At 71.4% G+C, this 19,079-nt stretch carries 17 protein-coding genes; 15 read left to right on the top strand and 2 right to left on the bottom strand.

The annotated features are described in order from the left end of the window. Positions 1 to 5 precede the first annotated feature (5 nt). Positions 6 to 4,544: an FtsK/SpoIIIE domain-containing protein gene (locus ACZ37P_RS05025; RefSeq protein ID WP_391162467.1), complete on the bottom strand. Its 4,539-nt coding sequence runs from the start codon at positions 4,542 to 4,544 to the stop codon at positions 6 to 8. Positions 4,545 to 5,050: 506 nt separating this feature from the next. Here ACZ37P_RS05025 and ACZ37P_RS05020 point away from each other — a divergent pair. The 15 genes from ACZ37P_RS05020 to ACZ37P_RS04950 all read left to right on the top strand — a co-directional run bounded on the left by ACZ37P_RS05020 (position 5,051) and on the right by ACZ37P_RS04950 (position 18,300). Next, complete coding sequence (locus ACZ37P_RS05020; RefSeq protein WP_355337480.1) at positions 5,051 to 5,716, top strand: hypothetical protein; 666 nt, start codon at positions 5,051 to 5,053, stop codon at positions 5,714 to 5,716. Positions 5,717 to 5,735: 19 nt separating this feature from the next. After that, on the top strand, positions 5,736 to 6,539 hold the full coding sequence (locus ACZ37P_RS05015) for a hypothetical protein (protein WP_467344914.1): 804 nt from the start codon (positions 5,736 to 5,738) through the stop codon (positions 6,537 to 6,539). After that, positions 6,536 to 7,843, top strand: coding sequence for a CpaF family protein (locus tag ACZ37P_RS05010; RefSeq protein ID WP_391162465.1), 1,308 nt, complete (start codon positions 6,536 to 6,538; stop codon positions 7,841 to 7,843). Before ACZ37P_RS05015 ends, ACZ37P_RS05010 begins: the two co-directional genes overlap by 4 nt. Next, positions 7,843 to 8,919 carry a type II secretion system F family protein gene (locus ACZ37P_RS05005; protein WP_401856192.1) on the top strand — a complete coding sequence of 359 codons (1,077 nt, stop codon included), beginning with the start codon at positions 7,843 to 7,845 and terminating at the stop codon, positions 8,917 to 8,919. Before ACZ37P_RS05010 ends, ACZ37P_RS05005 begins: the two co-directional genes overlap by 1 nt. Continuing rightward, a complete protein-coding gene (locus ACZ37P_RS05000; RefSeq protein WP_391162464.1) occupies positions 8,916 to 9,827 on the top strand; it encodes a type II secretion system F family protein in 912 nt (303 codons plus the stop codon). The genes ACZ37P_RS05005 and ACZ37P_RS05000 overlap by 4 nt, the downstream gene beginning before the upstream one ends. A 100-nt stretch (positions 9,828 to 9,927) precedes the next feature. Continuing rightward, on the top strand, positions 9,928 to 10,176 hold the full coding sequence (locus tag ACZ37P_RS04995) for a hypothetical protein (protein WP_355337495.1): 249 nt from the start codon (positions 9,928 to 9,930) through the stop codon (positions 10,174 to 10,176). 20 nt (positions 10,177 to 10,196) lie between these two features. After that, the gene (locus ACZ37P_RS04990) at positions 10,197 to 10,715 is read left to right on the top strand and encodes a TadE family protein (RefSeq protein WP_355337498.1); all 519 of its coding nucleotides are present in this window, start codon (positions 10,197 to 10,199) and stop codon (positions 10,713 to 10,715) included. A gap of 4 nt (positions 10,716 to 10,719) precedes the next feature. Next, complete coding sequence (locus ACZ37P_RS04985; protein WP_401310066.1) at positions 10,720 to 11,163, top strand: TadE/TadG family type IV pilus assembly protein; 444 nt, start codon at positions 10,720 to 10,722, stop codon at positions 11,161 to 11,163. 3 nt (positions 11,164 to 11,166) lie between these two features. Continuing rightward, positions 11,167 to 11,658: a Tad domain-containing protein gene (locus ACZ37P_RS04980; RefSeq protein ID WP_391043130.1), complete on the top strand. Its 492-nt coding sequence runs from the start codon at positions 11,167 to 11,169 to the stop codon at positions 11,656 to 11,658. A 175-nt stretch (positions 11,659 to 11,833) separates the two neighbouring features. Beyond that, a complete protein-coding gene (locus tag ACZ37P_RS04975) occupies positions 11,834 to 14,911 on the top strand; it encodes a BTAD domain-containing putative transcriptional regulator (protein WP_467344910.1) in 3,078 nt (1,025 codons plus the stop codon). A gap of 136 nt (positions 14,912 to 15,047) precedes the next feature. Beyond that, entirely contained in the window at positions 15,048 to 15,323 is a 276-nt protein-coding gene (locus ACZ37P_RS04970; protein ID WP_467344908.1) for a hypothetical protein, read from the top strand. Positions 15,324 to 15,328: 5 nt separating this feature from the next. Then, the gene (locus ACZ37P_RS04965; protein ID WP_467344907.1) at positions 15,329 to 16,642 is read left to right on the top strand and encodes a hypothetical protein; all 1,314 of its coding nucleotides are present in this window, start codon (positions 15,329 to 15,331) and stop codon (positions 16,640 to 16,642) included. 28 nt (positions 16,643 to 16,670) lie between these two features. Beyond that, positions 16,671 to 17,066, top strand: coding sequence for a hypothetical protein (locus tag ACZ37P_RS04960; protein WP_467344905.1), 396 nt, complete (start codon positions 16,671 to 16,673; stop codon positions 17,064 to 17,066). An 86-nt stretch (positions 17,067 to 17,152) separates the two neighbouring features. Continuing rightward, positions 17,153 to 17,698, top strand: a complete 546-nt coding sequence (locus tag ACZ37P_RS04955) for a hypothetical protein (protein ID WP_401310087.1) — start codon at positions 17,153 to 17,155, stop codon at positions 17,696 to 17,698. Then, positions 17,695 to 18,300, top strand: a complete 606-nt coding sequence (locus ACZ37P_RS04950; RefSeq protein ID WP_467344903.1) for a hypothetical protein — start codon at positions 17,695 to 17,697, stop codon at positions 18,298 to 18,300. Before ACZ37P_RS04955 ends, ACZ37P_RS04950 begins: the two co-directional genes overlap by 4 nt. 9 nt (positions 18,301 to 18,309) lie before the next feature. On the opposite strand, the gene ACZ37P_RS04945 is transcribed toward ACZ37P_RS04950, so the two are convergent. Further along, complete coding sequence (locus tag ACZ37P_RS04945; protein WP_467344902.1) at positions 18,310 to 18,948, bottom strand: CGNR zinc finger domain-containing protein; 639 nt, start codon at positions 18,946 to 18,948, stop codon at positions 18,310 to 18,312. Between the last annotated feature and the right edge of the window lie 131 nt (positions 18,949 to 19,079).

The following is a 19,079-nucleotide window of genomic DNA, read 5'->3' as shown; positions in this document are numbered from 1 at the left end:
GTCGCTCAGGTGGTCAGCGGCACCGTCACCGTCAGCGGCTCACCGTCGCCGAGGTGGAGCAGAGCCCGGCCCGGCGTGACCTGCCCGCCGACGCTGCTGCGGCTCAGCCGAGTACCGATCAGTTCACCGCTCATGGTCTGCTGCGGCGAGAGCAGCACACCGCGGCGCGCCTTCTTGGCGTCGACCTGCCAGCCGGAGAAGCCCGAGCAGATGTCCTCCTCGCCGCCCGCGATGACCACGGCCCGGCCGTGGTCGGAACCGCGGGCGATGATCTCCTTCAGCACATCCTTGGCGTCACAGTCCCGCAGCAGCTCCGCGTCGTCGGCCATGACGACCACCGGGCCGCCCTCGGCCTCCTCCAGCGCCTTGCCCAGGTCGTCGGCGGGTATGTCGCTGTCGGTGTACATCCGCAACACCCCTTCGGCGCCCGCCAGTTCACGCAGCGGCGACGGGCGGGGAGCCGCGACGACCAGCTTCACGCCCTGCTGCTGATAGCTGCGCGCGAGGGTGAGCAGCAGCGTCGAGCGGCCCGACTTGCCGGGGCCGCCGATGACGAACGCGGGCAGGCCGTCGGACAGGTTGGGCCCGTAGCCGGTGAGTTCGTCGCCGCCGACGCCGACGAGCGCCCACAGCGGATTGCGCGCCGCGTCGGTGTCGCGCATCTCCCACGCGTCGGCGAACGACAGCCGCGAGGGCAGCACGTCCACCCGGAACGGCCGCCGCGCCCTGGGCAGTGCCGCGTCCCGCTCGGTGGCGGCGGCGCCGATCGCGGCGAGCGCCGCGGCCTGGCCCTGACCGGTGGAGTCGTCGGTGAGCAGCGCGACCTGCGTCTCGATGCCGGACTCCGCCCGGTATGCGCGGCCCGGCTGGATCTCGTCCGGCACCTTGCGCGGATTGACCGAGATCAGCGAGAAGTCCGAGCGGTCCGCGAGCCGGAAGGCGATCTTGTCCTCGGTGAGCGTGGAGATCCGGCCCGCCATCAGCGTGCGGTCACCGGTGATGATCAGGTGGATGCCGACCGAGGCGCCCTCCCGCAGGAACATGAACAGCTCGTCGCTGAGCGCTCCGTGGTCCAGCTCGCCGAGCGAGGGCGTCCAGCCCTCCCAGCGGTCGAGCAGGATCACGATGTGCGGCAGCCGCTCCTCCTCGGTGGTCACCGCCGCGCGCTGCTCACCGATGTCCGCGAACCCGTCACCGGCCAGCAGCTCCTGACGGCGCGTCATCTCCGCCTTGAGCCGACCGATCAGCCGGATCGCCCGCTCCGACTGCGCACGGCCCACGACCGCGCCGCAGTGCGGAAGCTTCGTCAGCGCGTTCAGCGCGCCGTTGCCGCAGTCGATGCCGTACAGGTGCAGATCCGCGGTGGAGTGCGTACGGGCCAGCGAGCCCGCGATCGTCCGCAGGAGTTGGGAGCGGCCGGAGCGCGGGGCGCCCGCCGCCAACAGGTGGCCGAAGGTGTGGAAGTCGATGGCCACCGGGCGCCGGGCCTGGAGCGCGGGCAGGTCCTCGATGCCGTACGCGGCGGGCGGCAGCGCCCCCGCGGCGACCGGCGTCGGCAACTCGTCCAGCAGCAGACTGTCGGGCAGCGCGGGCAGCCACGGGCTGTGCTGCGGCGGGATCGCCATCCGCTCGTTGGCCTCGCAGATCGCCTCGACGAGCACCTTCAGGTCGGTGATCTCGTCCTCCTCGCCCTTGGCGCCCGCGGGGCGGCGGGGGGCCGAACGGCCGAGCTGCGACCAGTCGACGATGCCCACCCAGGGCGCCACCGTCACGTTCTCGACCGCGCCCGGCCGCCGTCCGCCGACCCGGCCGGACTGGAAGGGGACCAGCGAGGTCGCGCCGAGCCGCACATAGGCGCGGCCCGGAGTGGACTTGGAGATGTTTCCCGCGTCCGGGGCGTCGATGACGTCGGAGGACTCGCTGCCGTCGGTGACGCGCAGCGCTATCCGCAGGTTGGTGTTGGCCCGGATCTCCGGCGAGACGACACCGCTCGGCCGCTGCGTGGCGAGGATGAGGTGGATGCCCAGCGAACGGCCTCGCTGGGCGATGTTGACCAGACCGGTGACGAAGTCGGGCAGCTCACGGACCATCGAGGCGAACTCGTCGATCACGATCAGCAGCCGCGGCATCGGCTTCAGCTCGGGCTGGCGCCGCATCAGGTCGGTGTAGTCCTCGATGTCCTTGGCCCCGGCCTCGGCCAGGATGTGCTCGCGCCGCTTCAGCTCCGCGCCCAGCGACTCCAGCGCGCGCTCCACCAGGTGGGCGTCGAGGTCGGTCACCATGCCGACGGTGTGCGGGAGTTGCACACAGTCCTTGAACGCCGAGCCGCCCTTGTAGTCGATGAGCACGAACGTCATCGCCTCGGGGGTGTTCGCCACCGCGAGCGAGGCCACGATGGTCTGCAACAGCTCCGACTTACCCGAACCGGTCGTACCCGCGATCAGGCCGTGCGGCCCGTCCTTGCGGATGTCGATAGCGAACGGACCGTCGTAGGACTCGCCGACCACCGCCTGGGTGGAGATCGGACTCAGCCGCCAGCGCGAGGCGATGGCGTCGGCCGTCGGCGGCTCGATCTCCAGGACGTCCAACAGGCGGCTGGCGGACGGGATCGCGGAGTCCTCGGCGTCACCGCTGATGTCCCGGATCGGCGACAGGCAGCGGGCCAGCCGGGAGCACCAGGCGGGCGAGACGAGGTCGGGCCGCACCTTGCGGATGCGTGCCACCCCCGCCTGCTCGACGCGCAACCGGAAGGCGCCGGAGGCCGGTTCCGCCGCCACCGCCTGGGCCTGCTGCGCGCCCGCGTACCAGGCGTTCACCGAGGGGAAGCCGCCCTGCCGGGGCGCGGCCGCCGCGGCGGTCTCCGGAACGGAAGCGACGGTCGCGTCCACGGCGGGCGCCTCGAACTCCGCAATCACCACGGCCTGGCACTCGCCGGGCAGGAAGCGCTCCTCGGAGTCCAGACAGATGGCGAACATCCCGACACCGGGGCCCTCGCGCAGCAGTTGCACCACGCCGGGCAGCGACCGCATCCGCCGCGACCCGTCGAGGATCACCACGATGTCCGGGTCCTTGAAGAAGGCCGCGTGATTGGCCGCGCTGCCCGCCTTCTGCTTCGCCTTCTGCCGTCCGTCCAGAATGGAGGTCAGCTCCGCGACCCGCGCCGCGACCGTCTCGGCGTCCGTGCCCAGCAGCGCGCTGGCGTCCTGCCCGTCGGTCGGCCGCGAGTGCGGCAGCCACCGCACCCAGTCCCAACTCTGCTGCCCCGACTGCTCGGTGAGCACATAGAACTGCACATCCATCGGGCTGCTCAGCGTCGCCATCTGCGCCACCGCCCAACGGCCCATCGCCCGCGCGTCGTCGCCGGGCGCCGCGAAACCGATCACGCCGAGCCTGCGCAACTCCACCGCGACCGGGGCGTCGTCGATCTCCCAGTTGACCTTGCGGCGGTGCTCCTCCTGCTCCGGGTCGTCCAGGATCACCTCGGACGGCAGCTTCGCCGTGCCGACCCTGATCAGCAGGTGGTCGGCGTCGCCGCGCCGCCGCTCCCACAGCCGGGTGCGCGGCCCCGTCGCGGTGTTGAGCACGGTCGCCGGGTCGGGCGAGGCCGCGGCCCGGTCCTTGCGTTCGAGGTCGAGCGCCTTGTTGGCGTCCTGCTCGATGCGTTCCTTGCGCTCGCGAAACTCGGTGACCGTCTTCGCGTACGACTTACGGCCGTTCTTCTTGTCCATGAAGTGGTTGCCGACCATGACCATCGGGCTGACGACCGCCATGAACAGGTACATCATGCGGTGCATCATGAAGGCCATCATCACGGCCATGAGCAGCGGCATGACCGCCATCAGCCACGGCAGCGGCCGTCCGGCCGGCTCTTTCGGCGGGGTCGGCAGCCGGAAGACGGTGGTCCGCTCGGGCGGTGACAGCCGCGGCGGACGGTTGTAGTCGTAGGTCGCCCCGTCCTCGCCGGGATGCAGCGCCGCGTTCGGCGGGATATAGGGGCCAAGCTCCAGAAGGCTGTTGCCGAGGGAGAGCTGGTCGCCGAGTGGCCATTCCTTCGTGTCGCCGCCGACCGTGACCTGGCACGTGCCGCCCATGCCCACGGTCAGCACCGCGGCGCGCTCCGCCAACTCCGAGTCGTCGATGCGGATCCGGGACGAGGCACCGCGCCCGATCTCCACCTTGCCGATGCCCAGACGGTGGACCGCGCCCGCGTCCGGGCCGCCCGCGACCCGCAGTTCGACCACACCGGCGGGCTCGCCCGGCAGGCAGCCCGCCGGGTCGTAGAGGCTGACCACCGCGCCCTCGCGCAGGGGTGACTGGGCCACCGACCAACTCGGGTCCACCGCGTACCCGTCCACGTACACCGCGGGCGAGCCGGGCGCGCGCGAGGGGCCACCGGAGATCGAGATGATCTCCGCGCCGCCTGCGCCGACTTTCCGTCCGAGCTCGCGCGCGACATCCGCGACGGTCGACGCGGACTCGGTCTCCACCACAACATCGGCGCGGTCCCCGCCGAGCGGGTCGACCACGGTCAACGACAGACGCACGACGTTCCTCGTTCCCCCGGATTCGACTTGGTTTCTCAGGACGATATCCGCTGGAGGCCGGTCGTGGGGCCTCAGGTGCCCGGCCTGTGGATAACCTGCACCGGTTTATCCACAGGCCGGGAACAGGGCTGGACACGGCCCCCGTCGCGGGTGGGACAGTGGTCCTCAGGCCGGAGGGAAGAGGGGTGGACGGGGCGGGTGGGGTAGCGTGCGGCCCGAGCGTGGGCATGTCACGGAAGCCGTTCCGTTCTGTTGCAAGGCTGTGAGTCGCTTGTCACGGGATGCGCCTTGAGGGTGTTTGTAAGGCGCTGATAGCGTGCGGTGACTTGACATCGGCCTGCGGGCTGTCGCCGGACAGGAGCGCGGCAGTCTCTCCCCACGCAACCGATTTCGAAGAAGCACGCCGGCTCGACGGGGGCAGTGACGTGAGGACCAGAGAACGTTCCGCTGCGGGCGGCGGCAGTAACAGCCGTCAGTCCGGATCCGCGCCCATGCATGGGGCGCCGATGGGCGGAGAGCGGCTGCCGACAGTGTCGCGGGAGCGCAAACCCGCGTTGGCCGCACTGGCCGTGCTGCTCATTCTCGTCGGCGCGCTCGGTGCCACCGTGATGGTCATGCGCGCGGGGAACAAGATCTCGGTCGTGAAGATCGACCAGGACATCCCGGTCGGGGACCGGATTCCCGCCTCCGCGCTCCGCGAGGTCATGGTCTCCGACGACTCCGGGGTCAACTTCGTGCTGTGGAAGCAGCGCGGCGACCTGGAGAAGAACTACCGGGCGTCCACGAACATCGTCAAAGGCTCCGTCCTGGTCAAGGAGATGGTGACGAACAGCAGCGCCCTCCCGGCCGGGAAGTCGCTGGTCGGACTCTCCCTCAAGCAGGGCGTGTTCCCCGACGGTCTCGCCAACGGCCACACCGTCGCCGCGTATCTGGTGGGGAACGACGCGGCCAAGGGGCAGAACGGCTCCTCGGGCGACAGCGGCGGAGCGAGCGCCAACACGCTGATCAGCGACAGCCTGATCATCAAGTCCGTGAAGTCCGACTCCTCCGGGCTCGGTGGCGGCGACACCCTGGTCACCGTGATCGCGGACTCCTCCGTCGCGGGCAAACTCACCCTCGCCGCCGCGGCGAACGAAGTGGCGCTCGTGCTCATGCCCGACAGCAAGAACTGAGCGAGCGGGCGAATACGTCATGGCACTGATCGCAATCGCCGCGGACAAGGGCTCACCAGGCGTCACCACCAGCGCCGTCGCGCTCGCCGCCGTCTGGCCGCGCCGTGTCCTGCTGGCGGAGGCCGACCCGGCGGGCGGCGACCTCGTCTACCGCTCACCCGCCGCGCACGGCGGCATGCTCGACCCCAACACCGGCCTGCTCTCGCTGGCCGCCACCGCCCGACGCGGCCTGGCCGCCGAGCAGTTGTGGGACCACGCCCAGCCGCTGGCCGGCGGACTCGACGTCCTCGTCGGCATCGGCAGCGCCGAACAGGCCGCCGGTCTGTCCGGACTGTGGCCGATGCTCGGCCAGGCGTTCGCCACGCTCGCCGAGTCGCCCAACGGCGCCGCCGACGTGATCGCCGACTGCGGCCGGATCGGCTCCGACTCGCCCACCCTCGACCTCTTCTCGCACGCCGCCCTCGTCCTCCTGGTGGCCCGCACCGAACCCGAACACCTCGCGCGGGTACGGGACAGGGCCGGTGCGCTGTCGGCCAAACTGCACGGCTCGCAGCGCGGCGCCGCCGCCGCGCTCGGCTACCCGCCGATCGGCATCGTGCTCATCACCGACCCCAGCCACAGCGCCCGACAGGCCAGCCAGGTCAACGAGATGCTGGTGGCCTCGCAGATCTCCGCACGGGTCGTCGGCACCCTCGCCCACGACACGGCGGGTGCCGACACCCTCAACGGCCGCCGCCGGGGCCGCCTGGACAAGTCCCTGCTGATCCGCTCGGCCCGGCAGATCACCGCCGACGTACCGCACCGGTACGGAGTGCTCCGATGAGCACCGTCGACCACCAGTTGGTCAAGCGGTTCCGACAGGAGGCGGGCGACCGCATCTCGGAACAGCGCCGACTGGACCAGGTGACCGGCGAACCCGCCATGTCACCCGAGGACGAGCGGCAGTTCGCGCGGGCGATCATCGCGCAGATCCTGGAGGACTACGCCCGCGCCGAGATCAACCTCGGCCGCACCCCGCCCGACGCGCAGGCCGAGGAGGCGTACGCGGCAGCCGTGCACGCCGCGCTCTTCGGCGTCGGCAGGCTCCAGCCGCTGCTCGACGACACCGAGGTCGAGAACATCGACATCAACGGCTGCGACCAGGTCTTCGTCGGCTACTCCGACGGCCGCGAGCTCCAGGTCGAGCCGGTCGCCGAGTCCGACGAGGAGCTCATCGAGCTGATCCAGGTGCTCGGCGCGTACTCCGGCCTGTCCTCGCGCCCCTTCGACTCCGCGAACCCGCAACTCGACCTGCGGCTCCCGGACGGCTCCCGGCTCTCCGCCGTCATGGACGTCACGCGCCGCCCCGCGCTGTCCATCCGCCGCGCCCGCCTCGGCAAGGTCTTCCTCTCCGACCTGGTCGGCAACTACACGCTCACCCCGGAGTTGGGCTCCTTCCTGTCGGCCGCCGTCCTCGCCCGTAAGAACGTGATGATCGCCGGCGCCACCAACGCCGGAAAGACGACGCTGCTGCGCGCGCTGGCCAACGTCATCCCGCCGCACGAGCGCCTGATCACCGTCGAGCGCGCGCTGGAACTCGGCCTCGACCAGTTCCCCGAGATCCACCCCAACGTCGTGGCGTTCGAGGAGCGGCTGCCCAACTCCGAAGGCCAGGGCGCCATTTCGATGGCCGAGCTGGTCCGCCGCTCGCTGCGCATGAACCCCTCGCGCGTCATCGTCGGTGAGGTGCTCGGCGACGAGATCGTCACCATGCTCAACGCGATGTCACAGGGCAACGACGGCTCCCTGTCCACCATTCACGCCAACAGCTCGGCCGAGGTCTTCAACCGCATCTCCACCTACGCACTCCAGGCGCGCGAGCGGCTGCCGGTCGAGGCGTCGCAGATGCTGGTGGCGGGCGCCATCGACTTCGTCGTCTTCGTGCAGCGACGCAACGACTTCCAGCGCGGCGGCACCCTGCGCCGTGTGGTCACCTCCGTCCGTGAGGTGAACGGCGTGGACGGCCGCGTACTGTCCAGCGAGGTGTTTGCCGAGGGGCGGGAGGGCGTGGCACTGCCCCACGCCCCGATCTCCTGCCTCGAGGAACTCCTCGCCAACGGCTACCAGCCCACGGGGGTGTGGCGGTAATGACCGGGATCTTCTCCCTGTCCGTGCTCTACGGACTGCTCGCCGGAGCCGCCGTCGGCGGCGGTATCGCGCTGTTCGTCCTCGCGATGCGCGGCTGGGCGCCCAAGCCCGGTGCGACAGCGCCGGGTGAGTCGTCCGGCGACAAAGCGGCGGAGTTCATGCGCTTCCTGTCGCAGCGCGGCTCGCTCGCCATCGTCGCGGGACTCGTCGTCCTCGGCCTGACCCGCTGGGCCGTCCTCGGTGTCTCCACCGCCGTGCTGGTCTTCACCTGGGACAAGCTCTTCGGCGGCGCGGCGGAGGAACGGGCCGCGATGAAGCGTGTCGAGGCGCTGGCGGCCTGGACCGAGTCGCTGCGCGACACCATCGCGGGCGCCGTCGGCCTCGAACAGGCCATACCCGCCTCGGCCCGCGCCGCCGCACCCGCGCTGCGCGGCCACCTGTCGTCGCTCGTCGACCGCCTCAGGTCGCGTACCCCGCTGCCGGAGGCGCTCCAGCACCTCGCCGACGAGATCAACGACGCGTCGGCCGACATCATCATCGCCGCGCTCATCCTCAACGCCCGTCTGCGCGGACCCGGTCTGCGCGAAGTGCTCGGCGCGCTCGCCAAGTCGGCCCGCGAGGAAGTGGACATGCGGCAGCGCGTGATGGCGCAGCGCGCGAGCACCCGGCGCAGTGTGCAGATCGTCGTCGTGGTGTCCGTGGCCTTCGTGCTGGGCCTGGCCATCTTCAACCGCAGCTTTGTCGAGCCGTACGGCACGGCGATCGGCCAGGCCGTACTCACCTTGGTGTGCGCGCTGTTCGCGGCCGGATTCTGGTGGCTGCGGAAGCTGTCGAACATCGAGACGCCGGACCGGTTCCTGGTCCATGAGCCGGAGCGCGTTTCGGCCGCCGACCGCATCGGAGTGCCGCCCGGCCACGGCGCCCACGCACAGGCGACCCCCGGCCAGCCGCTGCCGGGTCACGGAGCGCCGGGGCACGCCGCACCCGGCCACGCGACGGCACCGGGCCGCGGCGGTGTGCCCGGCCACGGCGGCGTACCGGGCCAGGCCATCCCGGGTCAGGGGGCGGCACGATGAACAACATCCTCTTCACCTGCCTGGTCGGCGCGGCCGTCGGCCTCGGCGTCTTCGTCCTCATCCGGGCGCTCATGCCCGGCAAGCGCAGCGCCGTGCACACGGTGGCGCAGATCGACGCGATGCGCGCCGCGGGCCCGGTCAGCAGCGGACCGGCGCACTCCGCGCCGACCGACTTCAAGGGCCGCGTCGGCCAGCGGGTCGCCACCTTCTACCTCCAGCAGGGCTGGGAGCAGCGCTCGCTCCGCGCCGACCTCGCCGTGCTCGACCGGAGCTGGGAGAACTTCCTGGCCACGAAGATCATCCTGGCCGCGGCCGGTGTGATCTTCGGGCCGTTCCTCTTCGCCGTGATCTGGCAGCTCGGCATGGGCAGCAACCCCGTGATCCCGGTCTGGATGGCCCTGATCTGCGGCGGCGTCTTCTTCCTCCTGCCGGACTTCGAAGTGCGCCGCGACGCCGCCGACAAGCGCAAGGACCTGCGCCGGGTCATCGGCGCCTACCTCGACCTGGTGTCGATGAACCTCGCGGGCGGCCGCGGTCTGCCCGAGGCCCTGATGGCCGCCGCCGAGATCAGCGACGGCTGGGCCCTGACCCGTATCCGCAACTGCCTGGCCGATGCCCGGATCACCGGCACCAGCCAGTGGGTGGCCCTCGGCAGACTCGGCGACGAGCTGGGCGTCGAGGAGTTGAGGGACCTGTCCGTCACACTCGGCCTGGTGGCCGACGACGGCGCGAAGGTCCGCGAGTCGCTCGCCTCGCGCGCCGAGACGATGCGGCACCGGGAACTCGCCGAGATCGAGGGATCCGCGGGCGAGAAGTCCCAGTCCATGCTCGTCGCGCAACTCCTGCTGTGCGCGGGCTTCCTGGTCTTCCTGATCTTTCCCGCCGCGATGCGCGTGTTCCAGGTCTGACCGCCAACGTCTCTGAGCACCACTGTCTCCGATCGTCACCGTCCCTCCTGAGCACCACTGTCATCAAAACGCCGAGCGTCGAGTCGAGAGGACTTGAACCATGAACCGCTTGCCCAAGGTCAGCCATCCGGCTGTCGACTTCCTTCTCACCTTCCTCAAGGGGCGCGTCGAGCGCGCCCGTTCCGAGGGCCTGTCCCGCGGTGCCTCCGCCGTCGAGTGGGTGATCATCTCCGCGGTGGTCGTCACCGTCGTCGGCGTGGTCGCCGTCATCATCAACGGCGCCCTCAAGGGCAAGGCATCGGACGTCGGCAACTGCATCTCGAACACCACGGACAGCAAGACCTGCTGAGGCCGGGACCGATATCCGTGATGGAACGACGAATCGACGCGCTGCACCACGCCGTACGCCGCAGGCTGGACGCCGCCCGCGGCGACAGCGGCGTGGGCAGCCGTACGAGCACGAGAGCGGTAAGCGGCGCGGGGGCGCCTACCGGCGATGACCGCGGGATGACCGCGATCGAGTTCGTCTTCCTCACCCCGGTCCTGTTCTTCATGATCTTCGCGACGGTGCAGTTCGGTCTGTACTCCTTCGCCGACCACGTCGCGCAGGCGGCAGCGCACGCCGGTGCCCGCAAGGCGCGGGCGGAGGCCGACGCCGATCCCGGCGGCTGGTCGGGCAAGGCGACCAGCGCGGCCGAGGACCGTATCGACCAGCTCGGACCGAATCTGCTGGACGGCCGCAAGGTGACGTCCTTGCAGCCGGACGCGGCCACGGTCGGCGTGCGCGTCACGGCCGACGTACCGACCATCTTCCCCGGCTTCCACTTCAAGGTGAACGAGAGTTCCCAGGGGCCGGTGGAGCGCTTCGTACCGGACAACGGGGGCTGATCCGATGCGTACCCGACTGCGAACCGCACTGCGCACCAGACGGGTGGGGGAGCGGGCCGACCGAGGGCTGTCCACCATCGAGGTGGTGATCCTCGCCCCGATCATGATCCTGTTCATCCTAATCCTGGTCGCCTTCGGCCAACTCGTCGACGGCCGGGGCGCTGTGGACGGCGCCGCCAGGGACGCCGCCCGCGCGGGGTCGATCCAGCGCAGTCAGGGCGTCGCCATGTCCGAGGCGATCGCGGCGGCCCGGGCGGACCTCGGCGACACCTGCGTGGCCGGCACCTTGTCGGTGAAGAAGACCAGCGAGGGCTTCGAGGCCGACACCCTCTTCAGGGTCGAGGTGAGCTGCACCATCCGCGGCCTCGCCTCGCTCGGCCTCAAGATCAACAAGACGATCACGTCGACGGCGGCCTCACCGCTCGACCCGTACCGACGGGCGGAGTGACCGATGCACGCGACACGGCACGTCGTACGGCGCCTCGTAGGAAGGGTGGCGCGGAGGGTGGTACGCCGCCCCGACCGCGGCTCCGGCACCGCCGCGATGCTCATCTTCGCCGTGGTGTTCATGGCGCTCGCCGCCTTCGTCGTCGACGGCGGACTGTCGATCTCCAAGCGCGAGCGCGCCGCCGACATAGCCGAGCAGGCGGCCCGTTACGCGGCCCAGGACATCGACGTCGAGGCGCTGCGCAACGCTCCCGCGGGCACCCAGCCCGTGATCAACACCGGGGCCTGCACCGGCAGGGTCAGGAATTTCGCCGAGCAGTCGGGGCTGAGCCCGGCCGACGTCATGGCCTCCTACTGCACCTCCGCCCTGCCCAACCGGGTGGAGGTGACCGTCCAGCTCACGTATGAGCCGATGCTCACCGGTTTCTTCTACGACCACAACATCGTCGTCCACGGTACGGCGGCGGCCGAGTCCGTCACGGGACCGGCCAACTAGTCCGTGACAAGCAGCCCTTAGCAGCATTCGTACAGCACCAGTCGTACAGCACCAGCCGTACAGCACCAGCCGTACAGCACCAGTCGTTCAGCACCAGTCGTTCAGCATCAGCCGTTCAGCATCAGCCGTTCAGCCGAAGCACCAGCCGCTCCAACCGAAGGCAGAGGAAGCAGCCATGGCACGCACGACCGCCACGGGACGTAACCGTACGCAGCAGGGTGGGGCGGCGGCGCGCCCGCCGCGCAGGCACCGTACGTTCGGCGACTTCGTGCGCGCGCTCGGCGCGTTCCTGGCGCTCGCCGTGCTCGTGGTGGGGGTGCCGGGCGCGCTCCTGTACTTCATCGGGTCGCCGTTCCCGCACCACTTCGACTCCGACCTGGTGCAACAGCCCATCACCAGCGAGACGTTCGTCAACACACTTGCCGTGATCGTATGGCTGGCCTGGGCGCAGTTCACGGCGTGCGTGCTGGTCGAGACCAAGGCGGCGGTCTCCGGCGTGGGCATGCCGAGCCGGGTGCCGGGCGCGGGCCCGAGCCAGTTGCTGGCACGGCAGTTGATCGCGGCGCTGCTGCTCGTCGGCGTGAGCACCGCGGGCCTCGTCCCCGGTCTGTCCCAACTCGGCCAGGGCAACCAGCACGAGAGCCAGGCGCGGCCGGGCGTGGCCGCCACCGCGCAGCAGACCCCCGGCCAGCAGCACCAGGCACGTACCGTCAGCGCCGCCGTACCGCATCAGCAGGCCGCCCAGCACGCGGCGGGATCGCACCAGAGCGCGGGTCAGTCGGCGCACAAGGACACCAAGTTCTACCGGATCCAGCCGCCCGAGGGCCGGCACCACGACTCGCTGTGGGAGATCGCGCAGCGCCACCTCGGCGACGGCCGCAGGTACAACGAGATCTACCAGCTCAACAAGGACCGCGTGCAGCCGGACGGCTCCAAGCTGTCGCAGGCCAGCCTCATCCGGCCCGGCTGGGTGATGGAGATGCCCTCCGACGCGCACGGCGGCGACCTCGTGGAGATGCCCGTCGCGGCCACGCACGTCGCGCCCGACGTGCAGCATTACGCCGAGCACGGCGGCGCCAAGGACACCACGGCCGAGGGCGCGCACGCCTCCGCCCAGCACGCGGCGGCCGAGCAGGGCGGCGGCGGGACCGGCGCCCAGGGCGGCGGATCGGGCGGTTCCGGCTCCACCGACAGCGCGTCCGCCGAGACCGGCCCCGGCGGTACGGGCGGCCCCGGCGGTACGGGCACGGGCGGTACGGGCGGGTCCGGCGGTCGCCACGCGGCCGTCACCACCCCGGCCCACGCCGAGACGGCACCCGAGCACGGGCCCACCGCCGCCTTCACCGCGAACTCCTCCTCCCACTCGCACGGCTTCGACCTGTCCGAAGCCCTGATCGCCGCCCCGCTGCTGGCCGCGGGCCTGCTCGCCGCGCTCGGCCGCCGCCGTCGTACGGCCCTGTGGCAGTCGGTCACCGCGGGCGGCCTGCGCACGCCGCGCACCCCCACCGGGCCGCAGGCCGACGCCGCCGACGCGCTGCGCGTGGGCGCCGACCAGGACACCGTCGCCTTCCTCGACCGCGCGCTGCGCGCGCTGTCCGGCCGCCTGGACGCCGAGGGCCTCAAGCTCCCGACCGTCTACGCCGCGTGGCTCACCGACGAGGCCCTGCACCTGCAACTGGCCTGGCCCGAGGGCCAGCCGCCGGCCCCCTGGCAGCTCGGCCAGGACCAGACCTTCTGGCGGCTCGACCGCGCCGACCTCACCGAGGACGCGGACGTGTCGGCGGCGGCCCCGTACCCCGGCCTGGTCGCGCTCGGCACGCTCGACGGCGCGCGGCTGCTGCTCAACCTCGAAGCGGTGCCCGGCATCGTCTCGCTGTCCGGAGCCGCCGCCGACCGCGAGGCCGTACTGGCCTCCGTCGCCTCGGAGTTGGCCACCAACGGCTGGTCGGACCGGATGACCGTCACCCTTGTCGGCTTCGCCGAGGACCTCACGGCCCTCGCCCCCGCCCGCGTCCGGCACCTCGCCGACGTGCCCGAGGTCATCGAGACGATGTCCGCGGAGACCGCGCAGCGGGCGGGCGCCCTGCGTACGGCGGGCCAGGACAGCGTCCTCACCGGCCGCACCGGCCGCGCCCAGCACACCCAATGGGCACCGCACCTCGTCCTGCTCGCCGCCGAGCCCACCGAGGAGGAGGCGAACCGGCTGGCCGAACTCGCCTCCGACGCGGGCCGGCTCGGCATCGGCTACCTCGTCGCCTCCAGCCGTCCCGACATGCCGGGCGCCGCCTGGGAGCTGGAGATCACCTCCGCGGGACGGCTGCTCGCCCCGCTGCTCGGCCTCGACCTCGAAGCGCAGGTGCTGCCCGCCGATCAGTACCAGGCCGTGCTGCGGCTGTTCGCCGAGGCGGGCGGCGAGGACGGCCCCGGATCGGGCCCCGACGCCCCGCCGTTCATGGTGGACCTCTCCGACCAGGGACGGCCCGGCGTGTACGCGCGCCTGCTCGGCTCCTTCGAACTCGTCGGCGTCGACGAGCCGTCCGCCGAGCGCAGCCAGCTCCTCCACGAGGCCCTGGCCCTGCTCCTCCTGCACCGCGAAGGCGTCCACCCTCGCGTCCTGGCCTCCGCGCTCTGGCCGCGCGGCGTCACCGAGGACGTACGCGACGCCCTCGTCCAACGCCTCCGCGACTGGCTCGGCACCGACCCCGGCGGCATCGCCCGGCTCACCATCGACGACACCGGCCGGATCGTCCTCGCGTCCTCCGTCGTCTCCGACTGGGACGTCCTCCAGACCCTCCACCACGAGGCCACCGAGGGCAGCGCCGCCTCCGACCCCACCGCCCGCCGCCGCCTGCTCACCCAGGCCCTCTCGCTGGCCCGCGGCCCGCTCCTCCAGGACCGCACCGCGGGCCGCTACGGCTGGCTCTCCCACGAGATAGTCGACGCCCAACACCCCGTCCTCGTCGCCGAGATCGCCCTCGCGCTCTCCGCCCTCCACCTCGACGCGGCCAAGCCGAAGGCGGCCGTCGCGGCCATCGAGACGGCCCTGGTCGTCTCCCCCAACGACGAGCGCCTCTGGCTCGAACTCCTCCGCGCCACCCAGGCCACCGGCGACCCCGCCCGCCTCCAGGCCGCCGCCAACTCCCTCATCGCCCGCAGCGACTCCCTCAGCGGCCCCAGCCGCGGCCTCCCGCCCCGCGTCGAAGCCCTCCTGGACGAACTGCTCCCCGAATGGCGCGGCAGCATCGCCAACTGACCCTCGGAAGGCACTGCCTTACGCGCCGCGCGCCGTCAAATCCGATTCACCCGTAACCCCGAGGCGGATCGGGGTCGTTGTCAGTCCGTAGGTAACGGCATATGACGGCGACAACGAGGGTGGTCGGGGTACGAGGATGGCGGACCTCAAGGTGACGGATCAGGTGCTCGCCGATTCGGAGCGGCTGTTGACGAAGCTGCACTTCGAGTTCAAATGCATCAAGGCCCATCGGGACGACCTGCACCACATCTGGGGGTCGGGCGCGGTGGCGGGCGCGATGGACGCGTTCGTCAACAACTGGGCCTGGTACCGCAAGAAGCTCGTCGGCGGCATCGAGTCCGTCGGCGGACTCGTCGGCGCGGCCCGCGAGACGTTCAAGCAGACCGACGAACACCTCGCCAAGAGCGGCTGACCCCCGTGGCGACGACCACCAGGCCGCGCCCGCGCGACTGGCACCCTCTCACCGACACCGATCCCACCCCCGGTGACCCCGAGTCCATCCGCGACGAGGTCGCCCACATGAAGCACCTCGCGGGCATGCTCAGAGCCGAGGCCGCCGACCTCAAGGTCATCGGCACCGGCGACGGCCTCAAGGGCCGTTACGCCGCCAAACTCCGCGACGAAGCCCGCGAACTGGAAGTCCACCTCCGCGAGACCGCCGGCCGCTACGAACGCGTCCACGGCCATCTCACCGCCTGGGCCGCCGAATTGGAGGCCATCCAGTCCGACGCCGACCGCATCCTGCGAGGCGCGCGCGCCGACGCCGAGACGGCTCCCCCTGAGGATGCCGAATCTGCCTCGGGCGACGACCCGCTCGCCAAGTACCGCCGCTCCCTGACCAGGGTCGAGGCCCATCGTGACGAGCGGGCCTCGCACTACGCGGCGCGTATCCGGCACGAGATCAACGACAAGATCAAGGACAGTTGGTGGGAGCGGCGCAAGAACGAGATTGACGGGGTGAAGGGGGCGATTTCGCTTGTCGCGGACGTGATGAGCTGGGTCGCCACCGTCATCGCGATCGTCGCGATCTTCACCACCCCCGCCGGTTGGATCGCAGGTCTCGCCGTCTGGCTCGCGGTCGGCGTCCTAGCGGGACACATCGCCCTCGCCGCCGCAGGCGACTGCTCCTGGCTCGACGTCGGCATGGACATCTTCGGCCTGCTGACGATGGGCATCGGGGGCGCCGCCCTGAACGGTCTCAAAGACGTACGTGCCGCGACGAAGCTCGCGGCTCAAGCCGCTGCCGACGAGCGGGCCGCCGTCACCGCCACGCGGGCCTCCCGGTCCGTTCTCGACCGCTCGTCCGCCACCGTCAACCGTCGCGGCTCCACAGCAGCGGCGCGTGCCAGGGCCCGCCACGTCCGCAACATCGCCAAAGCCGCAGCCGAGCGGGCCGGTCGCAACGCGGCCGTGGAGGAGGCTGCCACCCCGATGGCTGAGGCTTCCCAACGAGAGGCGGTGCTTGTCGGAGGCGACCGCGAGACGGCGAATCTCTACAAAGACGTGGTCCGGATGCGGTCCGCGTATCCGGAGAGTGCCGCTGTGCAGCGGGCCAGCCAGGGGGCTGAGGGCTACAAGGGCACGTTCCAGGGGACGTGGATTGCGGCCACCGCCGTGGACGGTGCGGATAAAGCCGTTGGTGACAGCGACGCCCTGCCGGAGAAGCCGGACTACGGTCCGTACGGAGCCTTCAAGGATCGGTATACGAGAGAGGTTGGCTCGGCATGGTGACTGTGCCGCGCGGGATGACGAGGTCCACGTGTTCTACGTGAGCAACGCGAATGGCGATCCTGTCCTGGCACGTAGCGACAGGTTGATTCGGACTGGAGGCGTGGTGCCGTTTGCTGGGCTTGGCCTGTTAGCCGTCACAGCGCCGCTACTTCGCCCGAGCAGGTTCACCTTCATCGTCGAGACGTTGTCGCTGTCGGCTACAGGACAACTATTCGTGTGGTGCGGCATGTTCGGCCTGTTCCGCATTCGCGGCTGGGCCTCCGGCGTGCTCGCCTATATCTGGCTCGGAGCCATGTTCAACGCCTTGGCGGTCGCGTCGACCGGCATCGTCTACCTCGCGCCCATCCCCTTACTGGCTCCAGCCACCGCCTGGCTTGCCAAAGTGCGGCTTCGCCGCAAACCCCCGGCGGAGGCGGCCCCGTGACCGCAGAGGCCACCCCCGTCGGGTACACCCTCGTGCTGCCCCCGGGCTGGGCCCGGATCCCTCTGCGCGCGGGCACCGCGACGGCGTTGGACGAGAAGGTGTTTCGGGGGATCGAGCGGATTCCGGCGGGGGTGCCGAGGGATGAGGGGATGGCGTTTCGGGCGGAGGTGCGCCGGAGGGTGGAGGGGATGGCGCGGGAGGCGAGGGCGGGGGGTGGGCTGGACCTGTATGTGCCGGTGAAGGCGCGGGCGGGGCTGGTGGTGGGGGCGTCGTTCGTGGTCGCCGAGGTGGCGGGTGAGTGGGCGGGGGAGGAGACGGGGGCGGAGGCCGTGTTGGGGCGGCTGGTGGGGGAGGAGCGGGGCGGGGCGCCAGGGGAAGTGCGGGAGGTCGCGGGGACGTTGGGCGTGCGGTGGGAGTACGTGGAGCCGCCGGCCCTCCGCGAGAGCGAACCGGTGGAGACGTATGCGCGGCATGTCGACTACGTCGTCCCCGTGCCGAGGCAGGGCGCGGGGCGGTGGCTCGCGGTGGCGTTCTCGACGGTCGGGGACGGGGATCCGGGCAGCGAATTCACCAGGGCGCTGGCCGAGTTGTTCGACGCGCTGATGACGACGTTCCGTTGGAGCTACGCGTGAGCGGGAGCCGGCTGGACGCCCGGCGGGTGGACGGTTCGCGGTGGGTGTGGGTGCCGACGCGGTGGCCGGTGCCGGGGAGCGAGGGGGAGTTCCCGGACGCCGCCGCGTACGCGCGGGTGATGGCCGAGGCGCACTGGGAGGACAGCGCCTTGACGCCGGGCCCCGGCGAGGTACGGGAGTTGGCCGAGGCGCTGACGTACGGGATGGAGCGGTATCCGCGCGTCTATCCGGGGTACGGGCTGCACTTCCACCTGGACGGCCCGCGCGGGAATCCGCTGGCCGTGTACTGGGCGGAGTTCGACATCGAGGGCGAACTGCCCGGCGAATTGCGGGAGCTCACCCACGCGGACGCGGAGTACGCCGTGGAGCCGCCGATCGTCGAGGACTTCGGCAGTGAGCACTTGGGCACCGGCATCCGCGTGATGCGCTACTTCGTCGACCCGGACGACAACGGCATCACCATCGGCCTCCGTTACGCGTGGCGCGTGCCCGAGCACGGTGCGGACGTGCTGGTGATGACGGCTGCGCCCGATCCGGGGCGGGTGCTCCGGGCGATGGACGACATCGACGCCTTCGCGCGGGCCCTGCACTTCGGCCCCTGACGTCACCGGCTACGCGCTCCGCGCCCGTAGCGCCGTCTTCTTGGCCTGGTTGCCGCACACGTCCATGGAGCACCAGCGCCGCGTCCCCGGACGGGACTGGTCGAGGAAGACGGCGCCGCAGGTCGGGGAGGCGCAGGGACGCAGGCGCGGCAGCAGTTCGGGGGTGGCGGCGAGGTCGAGGGCGTCGCGGGCGATCAGGGCGAGGGTCGCGGTGAGGGGGTCGTCCGCGTGCCACTGGAGGTCGCCGGAGGGGGCGAGTCGGGGGGCGGGGACGGCGTGGGCGGCGGCGCGGTTGAGCCGGGTACGGGCGGTGTCGCCGAGGCCGGAGCCGGGGGCCGCGCCGGGTTCCCTGCCGGGGGCCATGGCGGCGCTGACCAGCGCGTGGACCGCCTCGCGCAAGGCGCGGGCCTCGCGCAGCCGGGCGGGTGTGGGCGGGGTGGCGGGTACGTCGGCGCAGGGGCCGCACTGCCGTACCCAGGCGATCAGCGCCTCCGGATCGGCCAGCTCCTCGGTGACCGCGGGCGTGCCCCGGTAGCGCAGTGTCCGCAGGTAGTCGAGGCACAGCCGCCCGGCGCCCTCGCGGAAACGCCGCTGAGCACGGCCGCCGTCGAGGGCCGGGGCGTAGGCGTCGATGCCGTTCGCGGTCATACGGGCCACTCTACCGGGGAACCGGTTTAACTGGTACCTTCGGAACTGGTTAAACCGGTTTCCACTTCGACGAGGTATCGATGTCCCAGCCGTCGTCCGACGCACCGTCCCCAGGGCCCGAACCCGTGCAC

This window comes from Streptomyces sp. NPDC024632 (assembly GCF_055559175.1).
Note: the sequence above shows the minus strand (reverse complement) of the source record. Positions and strands in the feature narration are given on the sequence as shown.

Coding starts and splice junctions, on each gene's coding strand:
- ACZ37P_RS05005 (WP_401856192.1), top strand. CDS start 7,843: ATGACCGGGATCTTCTCCCTGTCCGTGCTCTACGGACTGCTCGCCGGA.
- ACZ37P_RS04970 (WP_467344908.1), top strand. CDS start 15,048: ATGGCGGACCTCAAGGTGACGGATCAGGTGCTCGCCGATTCGGAGCGG.
- ACZ37P_RS04980 (WP_391043130.1), top strand. CDS start 11,167: ATGCACGCGACACGGCACGTCGTACGGCGCCTCGTAGGAAGGGTGGCG.
- ACZ37P_RS04995 (WP_355337495.1), top strand. CDS start 9,928: ATGAACCGCTTGCCCAAGGTCAGCCATCCGGCTGTCGACTTCCTTCTC.
- ACZ37P_RS05000 (WP_391162464.1), top strand. CDS start 8,916: ATGAACAACATCCTCTTCACCTGCCTGGTCGGCGCGGCCGTCGGCCTC.
- ACZ37P_RS05020 (WP_355337480.1), top strand. CDS start 5,051: ATGGGCGGAGAGCGGCTGCCGACAGTGTCGCGGGAGCGCAAACCCGCG.
- ACZ37P_RS04945 (WP_467344902.1), bottom strand. CDS start 18,948: ATGACCGCGAACGGCATCGACGCCTACGCCCCGGCCCTCGACGGCGGC.
- ACZ37P_RS04985 (WP_401310066.1), top strand. CDS start 10,720: ATGCGTACCCGACTGCGAACCGCACTGCGCACCAGACGGGTGGGGGAG.
- ACZ37P_RS04975 (WP_467344910.1), top strand. CDS start 11,834: ATGGCACGCACGACCGCCACGGGACGTAACCGTACGCAGCAGGGTGGG.
- ACZ37P_RS04990 (WP_355337498.1), top strand. CDS start 10,197: ATGGAACGACGAATCGACGCGCTGCACCACGCCGTACGCCGCAGGCTG.
- ACZ37P_RS05015 (WP_467344914.1), top strand. CDS start 5,736: ATGGCACTGATCGCAATCGCCGCGGACAAGGGCTCACCAGGCGTCACC.
- ACZ37P_RS05010 (WP_391162465.1), top strand. CDS start 6,536: ATGAGCACCGTCGACCACCAGTTGGTCAAGCGGTTCCGACAGGAGGCG.